The sequence below is a fragment of the Streptomyces sp. NPDC001549 genome (genome assembly GCF_042894025.1).
Lineage (GTDB): Bacteria > Actinomycetota > Actinomycetes > Streptomycetales > Streptomycetaceae > Streptomyces > Streptomyces kutzneri.
The window spans coordinates 88,431-105,396 of the sequence record NZ_JBIAVJ010000033.1; the positions used below are offsets into that span (position 1 = coordinate 88,431).

At 71.0% G+C, this 16,966-nt stretch carries 15 protein-coding genes; 4 read left to right on the plus strand and 11 right to left on the minus strand.

Annotated elements, in window-relative coordinates; all coding sequences use genetic code 11:
* Positions 1-215: 215 nt before the first annotated feature.
* The 3 genes from ACFY04_RS37735 to ACFY04_RS37745 form a co-directional block, all read right to left on the minus strand.
* The gene (locus tag ACFY04_RS37735; protein ID WP_389124348.1) at positions 216-1,379 is read right to left on the minus strand and encodes an IS30 family transposase; all 1,164 of its coding nucleotides are present in this window, start codon (positions 1,377-1,379) and stop codon (positions 216-218) included.
* A gap of 251 nt (positions 1,380-1,630) precedes the next feature.
* Positions 1,631-1,927 carry a hypothetical protein gene (locus ACFY04_RS37740; RefSeq protein WP_389124349.1) on the minus strand — a complete coding sequence of 99 codons (297 nt, stop codon included), beginning with the start codon at positions 1,925-1,927 and terminating at the stop codon, positions 1,631-1,633.
* An 80-nt stretch (positions 1,928-2,007) separates the two neighbouring features.
* The gene (locus ACFY04_RS37745; protein WP_389124351.1) at positions 2,008-2,205 is read right to left on the minus strand and encodes a hypothetical protein; all 198 of its coding nucleotides are present in this window, start codon (positions 2,203-2,205) and stop codon (positions 2,008-2,010) included.
* 372 nt (positions 2,206-2,577) lie between these two features.
* Between ACFY04_RS37745 and ACFY04_RS37750 the strand changes: the two genes are divergently transcribed.
* Entirely contained in the window at positions 2,578-3,684 is a 1,107-nt protein-coding gene (locus ACFY04_RS37750; protein ID WP_389124352.1) for a helix-turn-helix domain-containing protein, read from the plus strand.
* A gap of 147 nt (positions 3,685-3,831) precedes the next feature.
* Here the strand turns inward: ACFY04_RS37750 and ACFY04_RS37755 are convergent, their stop codons facing one another.
* Entirely contained in the window at positions 3,832-4,554 is a 723-nt protein-coding gene (locus tag ACFY04_RS37755; RefSeq protein ID WP_389124353.1) for a hypothetical protein, read from the minus strand.
* Between the two features lie 257 nt (positions 4,555-4,811).
* Between ACFY04_RS37755 and ACFY04_RS37760 the strand changes: the two genes are divergently transcribed.
* The gene (locus ACFY04_RS37760) at positions 4,812-5,519 is read left to right on the plus strand and encodes a 2-phosphosulfolactate phosphatase (RefSeq protein ID WP_389124375.1); all 708 of its coding nucleotides are present in this window, start codon (positions 4,812-4,814) and stop codon (positions 5,517-5,519) included.
* Here ACFY04_RS37760 and ACFY04_RS37765 read toward each other — a convergent pair.
* Both ACFY04_RS37765 and ACFY04_RS37770 read right to left on the minus strand, forming a co-directional pair.
* Positions 5,502-5,654, minus strand: a complete 153-nt coding sequence (locus tag ACFY04_RS37765; RefSeq protein WP_389124354.1) for a hypothetical protein — start codon at positions 5,652-5,654, stop codon at positions 5,502-5,504. The two genes, ACFY04_RS37760 and ACFY04_RS37765, sit on opposite strands and share 18 nt — an antisense overlap.
* Positions 5,655-5,717: 63 nt before the next feature.
* Positions 5,718-7,163 (minus strand): hypothetical protein, encoded by a 1,446-nt coding sequence (locus tag ACFY04_RS37770; protein WP_389124356.1) that lies wholly within the window; start codon positions 7,161-7,163, stop codon positions 5,718-5,720.
* Between the two features lie 362 nt (positions 7,164-7,525).
* Between ACFY04_RS37770 and ACFY04_RS37775 the strand changes: the two genes are divergently transcribed.
* Complete coding sequence (locus tag ACFY04_RS37775; protein WP_389124358.1) at positions 7,526-9,856, plus strand: helix-turn-helix domain-containing protein; 2,331 nt, start codon at positions 7,526-7,528, stop codon at positions 9,854-9,856.
* Between the two features lie 241 nt (positions 9,857-10,097).
* Here ACFY04_RS37775 and ACFY04_RS37780 read toward each other — a convergent pair whose 3' ends face one another.
* The 3 genes from ACFY04_RS37780 to ACFY04_RS37790 are packed head-to-tail and all read right to left on the minus strand — an operon-like array spanning position 10,098 to position 11,713.
* Positions 10,098-10,253, minus strand: coding sequence for a hypothetical protein (locus ACFY04_RS37780; RefSeq protein WP_389124360.1), 156 nt, complete (start codon positions 10,251-10,253; stop codon positions 10,098-10,100).
* A gap of 27 nt (positions 10,254-10,280) precedes the next feature.
* Positions 10,281-10,973: a formylglycine-generating enzyme family protein gene (locus ACFY04_RS37785; protein WP_389124377.1), complete on the minus strand. Its 693-nt coding sequence runs from the start codon at positions 10,971-10,973 to the stop codon at positions 10,281-10,283.
* A complete protein-coding gene (locus ACFY04_RS37790; protein ID WP_389124361.1) occupies positions 10,973-11,713 on the minus strand; it encodes a 4'-phosphopantetheinyl transferase family protein in 741 nt (246 codons plus the stop codon). Before ACFY04_RS37790 ends, ACFY04_RS37785 begins: the two co-directional genes overlap by 1 nt.
* 591 nt (positions 11,714-12,304) lie before the next feature.
* Here ACFY04_RS37790 and ACFY04_RS37795 point away from each other — a divergent pair.
* Positions 12,305-13,492, plus strand: coding sequence for a hypothetical protein (locus ACFY04_RS37795; RefSeq protein ID WP_389124363.1), 1,188 nt, complete (start codon positions 12,305-12,307; stop codon positions 13,490-13,492).
* A gap of 113 nt (positions 13,493-13,605) precedes the next feature.
* On the opposite strand, the gene ACFY04_RS37800 is transcribed toward ACFY04_RS37795, so the two are convergent.
* Together ACFY04_RS37800 and ACFY04_RS37805 are read right to left on the minus strand one after the other, a co-directional pair.
* The gene (locus ACFY04_RS37800; RefSeq protein WP_389124365.1) at positions 13,606-14,178 is read right to left on the minus strand and encodes an NADPH-dependent FMN reductase; all 573 of its coding nucleotides are present in this window, start codon (positions 14,176-14,178) and stop codon (positions 13,606-13,608) included.
* A 50-nt stretch (positions 14,179-14,228) separates the two neighbouring features.
* Entirely contained in the window at positions 14,229-15,935 is a 1,707-nt protein-coding gene (locus ACFY04_RS37805; RefSeq protein WP_389124367.1) for a serine/threonine-protein kinase, read from the minus strand.
* Positions 15,936-16,966 lie beyond the last annotated feature (1,031 nt).

The window sequence follows — 16,966 nt, forward strand, 5'->3', positions numbered from 1 at the left end:
GTGTGCCGGCTGCATGACGTATCCGCAGGGTGACGGTCTGACTGCGGACAGGCGGGTATTCCGTGAACGGATCCGGAGGGGGAAGCGGCCGGGATGTTCGCCCGCTCCCGTACCCCGCCGGAAACGGCTGAAGACCCGCCCGCACCAGAAGGCCGGCAGACGACAGGAAGGCCCCCAGCAGGGGCGAATTCAAGGGGTCGTGGCAACACCGCTGGTCATGCGGCTGTTGTCAGTAGCTTAGACAGACGCTCGGCTGGGGTTTCCCAGCCGAGCGTTTTGCGTGGGCGGCCGTTGAGTTCGGCGGCGACGGCGTCCAGGTACTCGCGGTTGTGGCGTGACAGGTCGGTGCCCTTGGGGAAGTACTGCCGGAGCAGTCCGTTCGTGTTCTCGTTGGAGCCGCGCTGCCAGGGGCTGGAGGGATCGCAGAAGTAGACCGGCATGCCGGTGGCCATGGAGAACTCGTCATGGCGTCCCATCTCCGCGCCCTGGTCCCAGGTCAGTGAGCCTCGCAGGTGGGCCGGAAGCGTGCCCATGGTGTCGACCAGGGCGTCGCGAACCGTCATGGTGTCGCGGTTGCCGGGCAGGTGGACCAGCATCACGTAGCGGGTGGTCCGCTCGACCAGGGTCCCGATCGCTGAGTTGTTGTTCTTGCCGATGATCAGGTCGCCTTCCCAGTGCCCGGGAACGGCCCGGTCTTCGACCTCGGCGGGCCGGTCGCTGATCATCACCATGGGGGCGATGAAGCGAGGGATGCGCTGGTCGGGTCGGCGTTGGGGCTTGCGCAGCGTGCGGCCGGTCCGTAGGGCCTTGGCGAGTTCGCGGCGGAGTTCGCCCCGGCCTTGGACGTAGAGAGCCTGGTAGATCGTCTCGTGCGACACGTGCATCTCCGGCTCGTCGGGGAAGTGCAGACGCAGGCTCCGGGTGATCTGCTCGGGACTCCACTTCAGCCCGAGCCATCCCTGGATGGTCTCGCGCAGCCGAGGATTCGCCGCGATCTTGCCGCCCTTGAGACGGGGCCGCCTTGCCCTGGCACGGGCATGCGCGGCGTGCGGCCGGTACTGGCCGTTGCCGGGATGCCGGTTGCGGCGTATCTCTCGGCTGATCGTGGACGGGCTGCGGTCCAGCTCAGCAGCGATGGCACGCACCGTCGCCTTCTCGCGCAGCCGGTCGGCGATGTGTATCCGCTCGTCCTCGCCGAGATACCGCGAGTCCCCTCGGACCTCGATCGGCCTCGGGCCACCCTGGCGGACCGCGACCGCCGGCGCGTCCAGCGCCCGCAGCCGCGGTCTCTTCTTACGTCCCTCGGGGCGGCCGTATCGCCAATCCCGACCGGTCCGGGGATGCACTCCCACGATCCGGCATGCCTGCGCGCTCCCCATCCCTTGATCCACAAGAGCAAGGTAGGCCTCACGCTCCTTCAGGAGCTTCTTCGCCCCCTGAGGCCTCCGATCGTCCCGGATCTCGAAGTCCATCGCGTCCCCCTGCGTCGGGGTGTTGCAACGACCTCTTGAACTGAAGAGGCACGGGGGCCTTCCTGCGCTTCAGCGGCACTGGCCGCGTAGGCGAGTGTCAGGAACGCAGCCGTACGCGGTCCAGCCGTCGTCGCCGGCCCTACGGCCTGTCCTACGGATCAGGAAGCGGGGCTGCGGCGGGCGCGGAGCCGGCGGACACCCTTCACGACGTAGACGGCGGTCATGAGCGCGAAACCGGTGAGAGCGAGCCAGAACCAGGATTTCCCCACCATGAGGCTCAGCAGCAGGCCGCCGATGAGCAGCAGGGCGGCGACGGTATCCAGCAGTTCGAGACGCGCCTTGGAACGCACCACGGGGTCAGGGCCCCGCAACCGGCGGACGATGGGAACGAGGCCAAGAGCTTGCAGGACGGCCAGACCGAGAGCGATCCAGACGTACCAGTCGGGTATGTCCACGGCGCGCACTGTACCGCCCGCCCGGGACCGCGACGAAGATCCGGAAGGAGCACGCCTGGCGCCCGTACGACCCGCCCGGTTCACGCCCGTTGCACGGTGGCGGGGTCGGCGTGCCATTCACGCCCGCCGTGCTCCGGCGAGATGAACGCCACCATGTGCCGTCGGCGGCCGCCGGGCGGGTCGGAGGGGTCTTCCCATCGGAGGTCGATGTCCCGCAGAATCCCGATCCTGCCGTACGCGTCCTGGACGCGCTCCCCGATGTCCGTCCGGTCGATCACCCCGCTGCCCCGTCTCGGGCGTGCGGGTGGCGGCGTACGGCCACGTTGCTGTCGGACACCCCGGACACGTCCCCGGCCCGCCGGCATCCAGCACGCGCTACTGCGGCCCCTGCATACTCCGGACAGCCCGGGACGGGTTCAGGATCGCGCTCGGGGAGCGTCACATGCACCTGCCCGCCCTGCCCGCCCTGCCCGCCCTGCCCGCCCTGCCCGCCCTGCCCGCCGCCGGGTGCACCGGGCCCGCTGTCGTACGTCATTGCCGCCCACCGCTCCTCGACGCCTGCACGGCGCCTTCGACCTGTCCCCTGCACCGATACCGTCGGTGATCTGATGTCCCCTCACCAGGGGCATCGGTAGGGGCAAGATGGAGTGATGGACCTAGGGGACTTGATCAGAGACCTGCGTACGGCGCGAGGATGGTCGCAGGGCAGGTTGTCCGACCAGATCAACGCCCGGTACGGGACCGGTCTGACCCGGGAGTACGTGTCCCGCTGGGAGCGGGGCACGGTCACGCCCGGCGCCTACTACCTGCGGTGCCTGTCCGCGGTGCTGGATGTGCCCCTGGCTGTTCTGGAGGGTCAAGTGGACCGACGTGAGTTCCTCACCGACGCGGCGGGCGCCGCCATAGCACCTGTTGTGGCCTCGGACCTCCTCAGCGCGGGTTTCGCCGCCCGCCTGTCCGGCGGCCCCTCGGTGGATGCCTGGGAGGCCAAGCTGGCCGTCTACGGCACCGAGTACATGAGCCTGGGCGCAGCCGACATCCAGCGCCGCGTCAGCGCCGAGCTCGTCACGGTGCAGCAGCAGCTCGACGATCCCCGCCTGTGGTCGGTCGCCGCCCGCCTGATGACCCTGTACGCGAAGACGTTCCCCGGCGCGGACGGGGCCAAGGCGGTGCACTGGTACCGGATGGCCGCGAAGGCCGCCGACGCCTCCGGCGACACCACCACCCGCGTCTGGGTCCGCGGCCGCGCCGCGATCGCCCTCGGCTACGAAGGCGCTGCCCTGCCCGTCGCCGACGTCCTCGCCGACCAGGCCATGGCCCTCAGCGACCGGCCGTCCCTCGGCCTCCTCAACGCCGTCTTCGGCAAGGCCCACGCCGCAGCGGTCCGCGGCGACCACACCACCGCACGACAGCTCCTCGCCGAAGGCCGGCGTATCTTCGACCAGGCCGGCTCCTACGAGCAGACCTCCGACTACGCCGTCCCCTGGTGGCGGGTCAACGTGTTCATCTCCCTGCTCGCCGCCCGGCTCGGGGACGAGACCACCGCCGTCACGGCACAGGACGCGGCAGCAGCGGAACTCCCCGCCACCCTGCCCCGGTTCAGGACCCACCTGGAGATGCACCGCGCGCTCATGCTCGCCCGCTCCGGCGACGTCACCGCCGGCACCACCCACGCCCGCGCGGCGCTCGACGTCCTGCCGCCGGAGAAGCACTCCCTGACCCTCCGACTCCTGATGGCGGAAGTCGAACGGTCCTGAACAAGGCGCCTACGGGGTTTCGCCGCCCCGAAATCGCAGGTACGGCCAACAGCCTGGCCGGCCCTGCCGTCGAGATGCGAGAACGCTCACGACGACGCGGTGCGGCTGCCGAGCCTGACGGCGCTGTCGGTCTGAGCCGGGACACGATCACCGTGGCGGCTCGCACCGCTGGGGAAGTGTCACGGTCCCGGGCCGGTGCTCGAAGGTGTCCATGACCAGCCATTCGTCCAGCTCGGGGTCGTAGAGGTTCTGGACACCGAACTGCAGTACCTGCCAGAAGGTGCCTCGGTTGTCCTCGTCGACGTAGATGTCGCCCAGCGCGAGCGGGACACGCGGGTAGTTCCCGGGAGGCAGGTTCGGGAAGACCACGCCCACCCTCCAGTGGTTCACGTGCCGCTGCGGGGTGCGCCGCAGGGTCTCCGGCCCGACGAACCGGGCGTTCTCGAACCCCTGGTTCAGTGCCTCCAGGTTGAAGCCGGGGATGCGTGAGCAGGGATGCTCGTTCAGACCGGGCCATTTGTATGTCAGCGTGTAGAGCGTGTCGTGGTAGATCAGGTTGGTGAACCAGATCGGGTACTGCGGGCCGCCCGCGGTCATCTGGCTGTCGCCGTCCCTGCCCTCCCAGGTGAACGGCACTGTGATGTCCAGGTCGCGGACGATCCACTTGCCCTTGCCGCGGAAGTCGCGGGGGAGTCGGGGCGGAGGCGGCGCCGGGGAGGCGTGCTGCTGTGCGGCTGCGGCCCCGAACAGCTGCGCGGTCCCGGCCCGGGGCTCGGCGCCGACCGAAGGCGGAGCTGCCAGGACGAGGGCGACCACTCCGACAAGACCGGCCGACGTGGCCGTCCGGCGTCTGGCCTTCTTCCAACCCATGGTCCTCCTCGGCTGTCACGTCAGGCGCCGTCATGGCGCAAGACAATCACGGCGATGTCGGGACACCGTCCCCGCAATCAAAGATTCCGAAACCGACGGTCGCTCAGCTTGCCCCTGTGCTGCCGTCAGCTTGAGTCCGGTTTCGGCGAGGCACGTGTCGATGCCGAACGACGGCGGCGACGTGTCCCGAGCCCCCGGTGACGCCCGCTGGATCGCCCGTCGGCATCAGCCACACGGGCCTCGGCGAGAATGGCGAGATGAACCATCGTTTTGTCGGTATTCCGGAGCTGACGGACGTTCCGCGCGTTGCGGTCGTCATCGACGTGATGCGGGCCTTCACCGTGGCTGCCTGGGCGTTCTCGCGTGGCGCCGAGCGGATCGTCCTGGCCTCGTCGGAGGATGAGGCACTGGCCTTGAAGGAGAGTCGTCCGGGTTGGCTGGCACTGAAGGACGGTGCTCCGGCAGCGGGCTTCGACACGGTGAACTCACCCGGTCTGATCAGGTCCCTCGATCTGACCGGCTGCACGGTGGTGCAGAAGACGACGGCAGGAACCGTCGGCGCCCTGGCCGTCGCGAGTTCGCCGCTGGTCCTGTGCGCGAGTTTCGTGGTGGCCGGCGCGACAGCGCGGTTCCTGAAGGCCGCGGGGCCCGGGCCGGTGACGTTCGTCGTCACCGGCGACGAGGGCCAGGCCGCCGAGGACCTGGCCTGCGCTGAATACATCGGCCGGCATCTCGCCGGAGGCGATGCCGAGGTGGCTCCGTATCTCCACCGCGCGAGGACCTCCCGGGCAGCCGCCGACCTTGCCGACGGGGTTCGACGCGGATACCAGGGTGTTCATCCAGACGACGTCGGCCTCTGTCTGGAGGCCGACACGTTCTCCTTCGCGATGGTCGCCCGCCAGGAAGAGTCCCTGACCGTGCTACGTCCCGTCGAGGTGCCCGACGGATCAGCCGACGCCGGCTGACCTGTCCTGCACGGGGCAGCGCACCGGCCCCGAGCCCTCCAGGACCCGCCGCACCCGCCGCACCAGAGCCTCCGACGGCGCGGTCACCCAGGGCGAGTCGGTGACGGCCTCGGTCTCCCGCTCCGCCGCCTGCATGCCCGTGCGGAAAGTATGACGAGAGCCCGGCCGATTGATCGGCCGGGCTGGTGTCGGGATCCGTCAGCGGGTCGGGCAGACGTCCTGGGTGACCTTGCCGGCCTTGCCGCCGTTCGTTGCCGGGTCCAGGGTCAGGCACTTGCCGGTCCACCGGTTGATGAAGTAGGTGGCGCGCCGCCCGCCGTACTGCTCCGCCGGCATGACCTCCCAGAGCTGGTTGTCCGAGGCCCACCGGCTCTCGCACGGCCACCAGAACAGCTGCATGCCGTTGCCGGGCGGCACGCCGAGGTTCCACGGGACGGTGAGGCAGTAGCCGTTGCCCGCCTTGATCCAGTAGTAGTTCTTGCTGTCGTAGGGCGGCAGGGGTACCGTCCACTGCTGGCTGCTGGGCGCCGGGGTTGCACAGGCCCGCTGCGTCACCACGCCGCCCGAGCCGTCGGGGAAGTCCTCGCCCCGCACCATGCAGCGGTTCGGTGCAGTGGTCTCGTAGGTCTGCCCGATGAACTGCTTGTTCGGGGTGACGGTCCACAGCGCCGGGTGCGGCGGGAAGATGTGGGCGTTGCGGTTGAGTTCGTTGACCACGGACATCGGGGTGACGCCGCCGGTGTCGCTCTGCTCGTAGAAGTTCACCGCGACGTAGTTCGGGTTACGGCCCGCGGCGGGATGGCAGTCCTTGTCAATGCGCTTCTTCAGGGCCGAGCCGTTGTCGCCCCGCGCTTTGGCCTCGGGGTTCAACACGCTCGAGTCGAACTGGTTCATGGTGAACAGCGGCGTCAGGGCCGTACCGGGCATGGGGTTCTGCCCCACCGGGTTGCTGTTGCGCGATGCGCAGCCGCTCGGCCGGCCGTCGTAGTCGTAGAGCGTCTCCACCGTGCGCGCCCAGGTGTACATGAGGCGCCCGTATTCCTTGCTCCCGTCGCTGGACCTGACCGGGACGTCCTCTCCCCACCTGTCCTGGAAAATCACCAGGCGGCGGTTGTCGGAGACCATGTCGCGCAGCCGCGGCCAGTTCCGCTTGTCGATGTCGTACTGGTTGGGCGAGAACAGCAGGTTCTTCGCGTTCTCGGCCTCCAGCACGTCGCTGACCGCCTCCGTGAGCGACGCGCGGCTGGCGTAGTTCTCCAGGAAGACCGTGACCACTTCGTCCGGGTGGGCCTTGAGGAAGTCCACCACCCTGCTGAGCCCGCTGCGAAAGGTCTCGTGGCAGGAGAACGTGGAGTGGCACAGCATCAGGTCGACGTTGCCCTCCTGGTCGTAGGCGATGTCGTAGGTGTCGAGCATCAGCCCGCGCACGCCGTCGTCGAGCTGCCGGGAGATGTTGCGCGACTGGTTCCGCGGCGGCGCCACCCCCGAGTCCGCGTAGGAGTTGTGGGTGGTCAGCGACGACCACTGGTCGAGGCGGGCGTCTCCGTACTTGCTCCCGGACGCCGCCACCGCGGCCGTCGGTGTGGGCAGCATCGTGGCGAGGAAGAGCAGCGAAAGGACGGGTAGGGACAGCCTTCGCAGCACGCGGAAGCCTCTTGCAAACATGTCGTTCCCCAGGGTCAAGACGGTCGTTGGAACCGGAGCGGGCGTGCGGCACCGGTTGCCGGACGGCGATGTGGGCGGCCCGGGGCACCGTGATGCCGGCGGACCGGCCGCCGCCGTCCGTGCCACGTCGGGCCGGCACGGCGGACACGGGGCCGGACCATGCGGCTCCGTCGGCAGAAGTCGAACGGCTCCGGCCCCGCCCGCCGGTGCCCAGCCAACCTGCCCGGACGGGATACGGACCACGAAGTTCCACCGGCAGAAGTAGATGTAACGTCTTGGCATACTTCTGCCGGTAGAACCCGCCGACTCGGGGGGACCACGCCGACCAGGGGATTCGAGTCATGAGTAACGAGGGGTTCGCCGCGCGCCTGCATGCTCTGCGAACGGGTGCAGGGCTCAGCCAGGAGGAACTGGCGCAGGCCGCGGGGTTGAGCGTGCGGGCCCTTTCGGACCTGGAACGCGGACGCTCCCGGGGGCCGCAGCGCCGTACCGTCCAAGCCCTGGCCACCGCCCTGGACCTGGACGATGCGGCCGCCGCCGAACTGGAACACGCCGCCGGCCTCGGCCGCCCCCGCCCCCGCTCCGGAGCCGGGCCCGCCATGCAGCCAGAGACACGGCCCGTCCCGCACCACACCCTCCAACTGCCGCGCGACCTCAGCGACTTCACAGCCCGCGGCCTTGCCCTGGAACGGCTCCGTGCCCTGGCCGAACACCTCGACCCCGCTCACCCACCGGTTGCCGTGGTCAGCGGACAGCCCGGCCTGGGCAAGACCGCCTTCGCCGTCCACACCGCCTACACCCTCGCCCCCCACTTCCCGCACGGCCAGTACGCCATCGACCTGCGCGGCATGGACCCCCACCCCACCCCGCCGCGCGACGCGCTCGCCCGGCTCCTGCGCGCCCTCGGCACCGCCGACACCGCCATCCCCACCACCACCGAGGACCGCAGTGGGCTCCTGCGCTCGTTACTGCGCGACCGCCGGATCCTCCTTCTCCTGGACAACGCCGCCGACGAGAACCAAGTCCGCCCCCTGCTGCCCGGCCACAGCCCCACCCTCACCCTCATCACCAGCCGCAACACCCTGGCCAGCCTCGAAGCAGTCCACCGCCCCGAACTCACGCTGCTGCGCCGCGAGGAAGCCGTCGAACTCCTCACCCGCGTCATCGGTCCCGAACGGGTACGCCGCGAGAGCCAGGCCGCCCGCGACCTCGCCGACCTGTGCGGCCACCTCCCCCTCGCCGTCCGCATCGCCGCACAACGCCTCGCCGCCCGCCCCGGCGAACACCTCAGCAAACTCGCAACCCAGCTCGCCGAAAACACCACACGCCTGGACACCCTGCAAGCCGGCTCACTGCAGGTCCGCGCCGCCTTCGCCCTGTCCTATCGGCAACTGCCCCCACCCACCCGCACCGTCTTCCGCCGCGCCTCGCTCGCCGCCGGCCCCGACTTCAGCCCCCAGAGCGCCGCCCTCCTGGCAGGACTGCCCCTGCGCCAAGCCGCCAAATGCGCACAGGACCTCACCGACGCCGGACTGCTCCAGCCCCACCCCACCGCCGACCGCTACCGCTTCCACGACCTCCTCCACCTCTTCGCCGCCGAACAACTCGCCGAAGAGGACGAGCCCGCGCACACCACCGCCGCCCAGAACCGGGCCGACCTCTGGACACTGCACCGCGCCACGGCCGCAGCCCGCCTCTTCGACACCGCACCCCACCCCGACACCAGCCCCACCCCCGATCCCGCCACCGCACCCGCCGACCACGAACAGGCACGGGTCTGGCTGGAGGCCGAGAAGGCCCAGTGGCTCGCCGCCCTTGGCCGCGCCCAAGCCCGGGGCCTGCACCAACAGGTCATCGATACCGCCGAGGCGATGCACTGGTTCTCCGACCGCACCCCGCACTGGGAAGCCTGGGCACAGGTCTTCCAGTGGGCCGTCGACTCCGCCCGCGCCCTGGGCAGCAGACACGACGAGGCCGTCCACCTCAACTACCTGTCCTGGGCCTACAACATGTGCCTCTACGACCACACCGCCGCCCTGACCACCGCACAGGCCGCCCTGGCCGCAGCGCGTGAAAGCGGCGACCAGCTCCAGGTCGGCTGGGCCCTGGGCTACGTCGCCGGCGCGCTCCACCGGCTCGGACGGACCGGCGAATCCATCACCTGGCTCCAAGAAGCCGCCGACCACCTCGGCAGGCAGACCGGCCCACAGAGCCGCCTCGCCGAACTCACCGTCCTCAACACCCTCGGCCAGCACCCGCGCCAGACCGGCCGCGCCGAGGAAGCCCTGGCCATCCACCGACGCAGCGAAGCCATCTGCCAAGCCGGCGTCCCCGGAAAGCCCCAGGAACTGATCGGCCTCTACCTCGCCGTAACCCGCCAGCACATCGGCAACGACCTCGCCGCCCTCCACCGATGGAACGAAGCGGAACACCCCCTGAGCTACGCACTCACCCACTTCCAGGCAGCGCAGATGCCCGCCTGGAGCGAACCGGCTCGCCTCGACCTCGGCATCGTCCTGCGCCACCTGACGCGCCACCACGAAGCCCACGCGGCCCTGACCGCCGCACACGACTCGCTCGTCCGGCTCAACAACCCCCGCACATCCGTAGCCGCCGACCACCTCCACCAGCTCAACCGGACACTCGACGCTGCAGGTCACGCAACCGACTGAGGGGGCAATGGCTGCTCATCATGCTCCGGCGACCGTCCTCACCATCGCCGGGCCGCCGGGCTGCCGGACTTCGCCACCGCACGCTCCTCGGCGGTACTGCCGCCGTTGTCCTGCCTGTGCCTGCTCCGGCCGCTGTCCCTGACCGGCCCCGCGATGCCGAGCGAGCGCGGTTACAGGTGGGGCATGAGCGCGCGGATGGCCACCGGCACTCGGTGCATGAGGGACCGACACCTCCGTGAGGTCACAGCCATTCGTTGATCGCGGCGATGTGGACGGTGGCCTCGAATCGGACCGCGAGCGTGTCGAACCGGGTGGTCACCGCCCGGTTCCGCTTCAGCCGGTCCCGGCTGGTGCAGCGGTCCTTGTCGGGGGGCTTTCCGTGGTTGGCGTGCGCCAAGGAGGGCGGGGGTGGCCGCTCAGGGCCTCAGGGCCTCAGGGTGCGGGCGAGGCGTAGTCCCACGTCCTCGATCTGGAGTGTGGGGTGGCTGCGCCGGCGTACGGAGGCGCGGCAGCTCCAGTGCTCGTCGAACCAGCCGCCGCCGCGTAGTACCCGGTAGGTGCCGTACACGGCGGGGTCGTAGAGGTCCCAGCACCATTCCCAGACGTTGCCGAGCATGTCGTACAGGCCCCAGGGGTTGGGGCGGCGGCCACCGACTTCGTGGATGCGTTCCTGGGAGTTCCCGCGGTGCCAGGCGATGTCGTCGAGGGGGCCGTAGCGGGGGCCGGTGGTGCCGGCCCGGCAGGCGTGTTCCCATTCGGCCTCGGTCGGCAGCCGGTAGCCGTCCGCGTCCCGGTCCCACGTGACGCCGGCCTCCTCGCCGTCCCCGCTGTCCGCTGTGTCGGTGGTGTGGGGGAGGTGGTAGGCGGGGGTCAGTCCTTCCTGCCGGGACAGGGTGTTGCAGTACCGGATGGCGTCCCACCACGACAGGCTGTGGGCCGGGAGCTGTCCGCTGTCCTGACCGTCCAGTGTGCTGCCGGGGTGTGTTGCGGTGATCTGCGCGTAGGCGGCTTGGGTGAGCGGGTACGCCGCGAGGCGGAAGGCGGCGACCTCGACGGTCCAGGTGCGTTCGGTGCGGCGGTCCGAGAGGGTGACGTGTCCGCCCGGCACGGTGATCATCATGCCCGGTTCCCCCGCTCATGGTGGTCGGCGACGGCGACGGCGACGGCGACGGCGAGGGCTGCGGCGTAGCCGTCGGGGGCGGGCAGGTCGGTGAGGATCCAGCCCGTCACGGGTGCCGGGGCGGGGGCGGAGCCGACGTACGGCTCGGCCGGGCCGAGGGCGAGTCCGGTGCCGGCGGCCTTGAGGCAGGCCTCCTTACGGGACCACAGACGGGCGAACGCGGCGGGGCGCCGTGGTGGTGCGAGGGCGGTCAGTTCGGCGGTCTCCGCCGGGTGCAGGGAGTCCAGGACGTCGGCCACGGCGTCCGCGCCGGGTGTCTCCTCGATGTCCACGCCGACCGGGACGGCGGCGAAGGCGAGGTAGGCCAGGTCGCCGCTGTGGGAGAGGGAGAAGTGGATGCCGCCGCCGGCTACGGCGGGACGGCCGTGGGGGCCGCCGCAGCACGGGCAGTCCTCCCTGACCAGGGTGACCTCGCGCGGGTCCAGGCCGAGGCGGGCGCCGAGCAGGACCCGCAGTGCCAGGTGCGAGGCGAGGTAGCGGTGGCGGTGGCCGGGCAGCAGCAACCGCGCGGCCTTCTCGCGTTCCCCGGCGTCCAGGACGGCGCTCGCCTCCTCGACACGGTACCCGCCGACCGTGTCCGCGGTGGTGTCCAGGGACCACACCGAGGCAGCCGTGCCCGTGGGCGGTGGCCCGATGTGTGGTGCACCGGGGCCGAGTTGGTTCATGTGTTTGATCATCTGACTGAGGGTAGTCCAGGGGGTTGGCGGGCATGCCGTGTCCGTTTTCGCCGGGGCCGGGGCCGGCCGGGGCCGGGACCGGTCATCCGGTGGGCCCGTACTGGATCGCGGGGATGCGTGGGTGCCGCATGCGTGTTCTGTGGATCGGTGAGGTGGACGTTTGCCAGGTCGGCTGCTTCGTCGTAGAGGCTTCCTGGTCTGCCGTGGGTGTGGAGCGTGGGCGTCTTTGGCGGCGTTCCTTCGGTGGGTGCGGGATCCGTCGTCTGTGGGCCGGTCCCCCTTGTGGGTGGAGGGTGGGGTGGCGGGGTGGTGGTGTCCTGTGTGGTGGCCGTGTGCGTCGTTCCCCCTGTGGGTGGGGGACAGGATGCGGGGTGGGTCTCCTGGGGTGGTCGGGGTGGTGTGCTGTTCTGTGGTCGTGGTGGTTTTCGGTGGTGTCTGTGGGGTGAGTACGGTCTGTTCATGTATTTCAACGGACCGGGGTCTCAGCGGGGGCATGTTCTCCTGATAGCCGGGGATGCTGTTGTGCGCCGCGGCGCGGTGCGCCTTGCTCCCAGCGCGAATCTTGCTGCACTTGCGATGGTGCCGGCGTCGGTGCTGCTGGGCAGTGGACTCCCGACCGATACGGTGTGTCTGGACGGGGCCCGTGACCCGAATACTGTTCTGGCGCGGCTGCGTACGGCTGCCGCGACGCCGGGTCCGCTGCTGCTCTATCTGTCGGGCCGGCTGACCGTCGACCGGCGTGGCGGCCGGCTTCATCTTGCTCTGGCGGGGACTTCGCAGGCTGCCGTGCGCTATACGGCGCTGCCGTGGGAGTGGCTGGGTGGTGAACTGCGGGGCCGTCCTGCCGGGTTGACGACGGTGCTCCTCGATCTGGCCGCGGACAAGGATGCGTGGCCGCTGCTCCAGGAGTACGGGAGTCTGCCCGCGTCTGCGTGTGCCGAGGTCTACGGGGTGGTCTGTCCGCCGGGTTTCGCCGCGGGGGACGGTGCGGTCAGTGGTTACACCCGGCAGTGGATCGAGCAGCTGCGGCGCAGTCCGGTCCGGCCGTCCGATGTGCAGCTGCATGCCCTTGCTGCGGGGGCGGCGGGTCTTCCGCCGGGTGCGCTGGTCCTGCCGACCGCCCGTGAGCTGGGTATGCGCCCGGGACCGCAGCAGCAACCGTCGGACGGGCATCCGCCGGATCCGCGGCGGCTGCAGGGGTGGCGGCCGGACGGGGACGGACAGGCCGTCCCGGGTCCCGTGCCGGGTCCCGTGCCGGCCGTGGACCCGCTTCCCGGCGGGGTGCGCGCCCCGGCCGCCGTGCCGGCCGTGGTCCCGTTCCCGGGTGGGGTGGAAGGCGGGGATCCGCGGCCGCACATCCATGCGCTGGCGATCGGAGGGCATCATCTGGAGGCGGCTGCCCTCGCCCGGGCTTGGGAGGAACATGTCCGGCACGTCTTCGGGGCCTCTTCCCCGCAGGCGGTCCAGTGGGCGGAGATCCGTGCGGACCTGGCGCGGATGGCGGGTGATTTCCCGCTGGCCACCGGGCTGTGGATCGGGGCCTGCCGGGCCCGGCAGGCCGGCCAGGGCACGGCGGCTCCCGAGGTCCATGCCGCGGCGGCCGGGGCCCTGTACTGCTGGACGCAGCTCAGGGACCGGGCCTCGGCGGTGGAGTCGGGGCCTGAACTGGTCGCCCTGCTGCGTGCCCTGCCCGCTCTGGACCCCCGCCACCTCCGGCTGGCGCAGGCACGTTTGGACGCACTGCGTGCGCCCGGCCTGCCCCGCGCCGCCCCCACCTGAGCACTGGGACCGGGACCGGCCGGCGGGAGCCGGGCCGGTCCCCTCCCGTCCCCCCTGTCCTGCCCCGTCCGTCCCGGCAGGGCGGACGGGGCAGGGGGACGGGTGTGGGGTTGTCAGGCGGCTTCGTTCGATGCCTTGTCGTGGTGGCGTCCGGTGCGCAGGGCGTGGCCCCACCACAGGAGGTCGTCGAGGAGGACTGCGGCCGCCGTTTGGGCACCGTCGGTGTCGTGGGGTATTCCGGTCTCGTCGAAGGGGAACTGGTGGAAGCTGACCGTCTCGCGGAGGGTGGTGGCGTGGAGTTCGGCGAAGACCGGGCGCAGCTGCTCGACGGCGCGCAGGCCGCCGGAGAGGCCGCCGTAGGACACGAAACCGACCGGCTTGCGCCGCCAGATGGGTCCGGCGATGTCGATGGCCTGCTTCAGGGAGGCGGGGAAGGAGTGGTTGTACTCGGGGGTGACTACCACGTAGGCGTCCGCCTCGGCCAGGTCCTCGACGAACGCACGGCCGCGTGGTGAGAGGTCGGGGGTCCAGTGCGCCGGGAGATCGGCGTCCGCGAGGTCGGCGACGGTGAGCTCGATGCCGGTGCGGCCGGCGGCGATGGTTTCGAACCAGCGGGCGACGGTGGGGCCGAACCGGCCTTCCCGGGTGCTGGCGACGACGAGTGCGATACGCAGGGGAGTGGTCATGACCCCATGTCTAGAACATCAAGTCCGGTTGAGGTCAAAGGGCCGGGGGGTCACGGGCGGCGGGTCAGCGCGGCGGGAGCCCCCGCCGACTGCGCACCCTCCGTTTCCAGCGTCAGCCGGTCCGGGTCCGTCATCGTCAGCACGTACAGGTTGCCCCGCGGGCACTCGAAGACCGCCGCACGGTCGGTGGGGTGGCTGGTCACCGCCTCGAACACCGCGCTGTTCCCGCGGACCTGTTGCAGCCTCAGGGCTTCGGTGCATCCCAGGTTCCGCCCGGTGGAAGCCTCCTTGAGGTCGCTGACCTGCCGTCCCACCAGTTCGCCCACCGCTCCGCCGTTCAGCGTGACCGTGACGGAGAACTCGCCCGTCCGCGCCCGGGTCACGCCGTCCGCCTCCGGTGTTCCGGGGCCGACACCCGTCCACGTGCCGGCCCACGCGGCCGGCAACACCCCTGCCGGGCCCGTCGGCTGTGCGGGCGAGGACGGCCCGGGTGAGGACGGTGCGGGGGAGGCGCCGGGTGAGGCCGTCCCGCGCCTGCCGTCACCGTCGGCGTTGCCGTTGTCGCGGTGTCCGGGGAGCCATACTGCGAGTGCGACGGCCGCGGCGACGGCGGCGGCACCCGCGGCCGCGCCCCGCGAGCGCAGGACCGCCCGCCCCGGCCCGCGCACCGGGGGTGCGGGGGAGTACGGGGGAGTCCCGGCGCCCTCGAGCACCCCCGGCAACGGCAAGGCCGGCGGCAACGGCGGCGGCGACAGTGGTACGGGCACGGGTGCGGGGGGAGTGCCGCCCGCCCCGGGGGTGCCGTCTGCCCCGGGGGTGCCGTCTGCCCCGGGGGTGGCGGTGGCCGGTCGGGGGTGGGTGAGGAGTTGGCGGAGTTCGGTCTCCCGGTGTCCGGTCTCGGCTGCCAGGGCCTGCGGGGCTGCGGTACCCCAGCCTCCCTGCGGGCCGCCGCCGAGGCGGGCCGCCATGTCCTCGGGGCCGGGACGTTGCTGCGGACCCTTGGCCAGGCATTCCCTCACCAGTGCACGCAGCGGCCGCGGTACACCGTCGAGGTGCGGTTCGTCGTGCACGATCCGGTACAGCAGGGCCGGCAGGTCCAGTTCCTCGCCGTCCGCCAGGAAGGGACTGCGGCCGGTCGCCGCGTAGACGAGTACCGCGGCGAGGGAGAACACGTCGGCCGGGGCTCCGGCCACCGCGCCGGCGGCCTGTTCCGGTGACAGGAAGCCGGGGGTGCCGATGACCGTGCCGGTGCGGGTGTGCCGGGGGTCCCGGACCGTGCGGGCGATACCGAAATCGATCAGGAAGGGCCGTTCCGAGCCCAGCAGCACGTTCGCCGGTTTGATGTCACGGTGGACCACTCCTGCGGCCCGTACGCTCACCAGCGCCGCCGACAGTTCCTGCCCCAGACGTCGTACGGCCGGAGCCTGCAGGGGTCCCCGCTCGCGGACCCAGTCGCCCAGTGACGGTGCGGGTACGTACTCGGTGGCCAGCCACTGCGGTGACGCTCCAGGCGGGCTGAAGTCCACCACCGACACCGTCCACGGGCAGCGCACCCGGTCGCTGGTGCGTATCTCCCGGTCGAAGCGGTGCGCGAAGTCCGCGTCCCGGCTCAGCTCGCGGTGCACGGTCTTCAGTGCCAGCGCCCGCCCCGACGCCGTCCGGGCCAGGAACACCTCGCCCATGCCCCCCGACCCGAGCCGTGCCAGCAGACGGTACCCGCCGATCTCCAGCGGGTCATCGGATCGCAAAGACTCCATCAGTTCCCCCTGCCCCCGGGGCCGTTGCCGGCCCGCGCCGCACAGCCCGGGTGCCGGGCCGCAGTGATGGACCCTAATGGACTCCCTGCGGGCACCCCGGGCACGGTAGCCGTCGCGTCGGCCCCGGAGCCCGATGGCCCCCGGCTGCATCCCCGCCGCCAGTGGCGCGTATGCCGCCTCACTGGCAGGCGGCGCCCGGGCGGTGGAGAGGGGTTGCACCGGAGAGGGCGTGGACCGTTGTCCGGAGGGTTGTCTCCGGTGGGGGACCGCAGATGTGACCGAAGGTGTGAACCCCTGAAATCACCGATGGCCTGTTTGTGCAGGTCAGGCCCAGTGGGCAAGCCACTTCCGGAAAATGACACCTCTTCCCACGCGATAGCCGAGGGAAGAGGCCTGCTTCGAGTCCGGGCGGCAGATCGTGGACGGGTACGCGCCGCTGAAGGTCACGTTGCGGCAGGTCGTGTACCGCCTGGTCTCCGAGGGTGCGCTGCCGCACACGGCGCTGATGTGCCGGAGGCTGTCCGCGTGCGGGCCCCGCCGCCACGAGCGAGGACCCCGTCGTCAACAGGACGTCTTCCAGGGAACGGCAGAAGGCGCTCGGCTGGTACCTGCAGCTCGTCGGCGGTCCAGAGGCTTTCGCGCGGACCTGGTGGAGTCCTGCACCCCCGAGTATCGGCAGCGGCTTGCCCAGCTGCTCCTGGACGACCTGTAGCCCCAGGACACAGGTGGGCTGACGGCGCTTCACCTGGCGTACTCCGCCACGCGGCGCCAGCCCCGGGCCCATGATGTCGTAATACGGCGTCAACTCCCCCCACCAGCCGTAATATCGAACATCCATTCGAAATAAATCCCCCGCTTGCACAAGCCCCTGATGCAAGGGTGGCTATAACGACAACGCGAGGAACGAGGGGGGCACGGCCAGTGGCGCAGCTACAGCTGACTCGTACGCACCGGATACTCATAGGCGTGGTGGTCGCGGGTGCCGTGGTCATCGCGGGGATCGGGTTCGCGGGCTCGTACTCCGCGGTGCG

Bases quoted from the DNA above. Each gene is read 5' to 3' on its own strand.
- ACFY04_RS37805 (WP_389124367.1), bottom strand. From the start codon at position 15,935: ATGGAGTCTTTGCGATCCGATGACCCGCTGGAGATCGGCGGGTACCGT.
- ACFY04_RS37790 (WP_389124361.1), bottom strand. From the start codon at position 11,713: ATGATCAAACACATGAACCAACTCGGCCCCGGTGCACCACACATCGGG.
- ACFY04_RS37760 (WP_389124375.1), top strand. From the start codon at position 4,812: ATGAACCATCGTTTTGTCGGTATTCCGGAGCTGACGGACGTTCCGCGC.
- ACFY04_RS37750 (WP_389124352.1), top strand. From the start codon at position 2,578: ATGGACCTAGGGGACTTGATCAGAGACCTGCGTACGGCGCGAGGATGG.
- ACFY04_RS37765 (WP_389124354.1), bottom strand. From the start codon at position 5,654: ATGCAGGCGGCGGAGCGGGAGACCGAGGCCGTCACCGACTCGCCCTGG.
- ACFY04_RS37735 (WP_389124348.1), bottom strand. From the start codon at position 1,379: ATGGGGAGCGCGCAGGCATGCCGGATCGTGGGAGTGCATCCCCGGACC.
- ACFY04_RS37800 (WP_389124365.1), bottom strand. From the start codon at position 14,178: ATGACCACTCCCCTGCGTATCGCACTCGTCGTCGCCAGCACCCGGGAA.
- ACFY04_RS37785 (WP_389124377.1), bottom strand. From the start codon at position 10,973: ATGATCACCGTGCCGGGCGGACACGTCACCCTCTCGGACCGCCGCACC.
- ACFY04_RS37775 (WP_389124358.1), top strand. From the start codon at position 7,526: ATGAGTAACGAGGGGTTCGCCGCGCGCCTGCATGCTCTGCGAACGGGT.
- ACFY04_RS37755 (WP_389124353.1), bottom strand. From the start codon at position 4,554: ATGGGTTGGAAGAAGGCCAGACGCCGGACGGCCACGTCGGCCGGTCTT.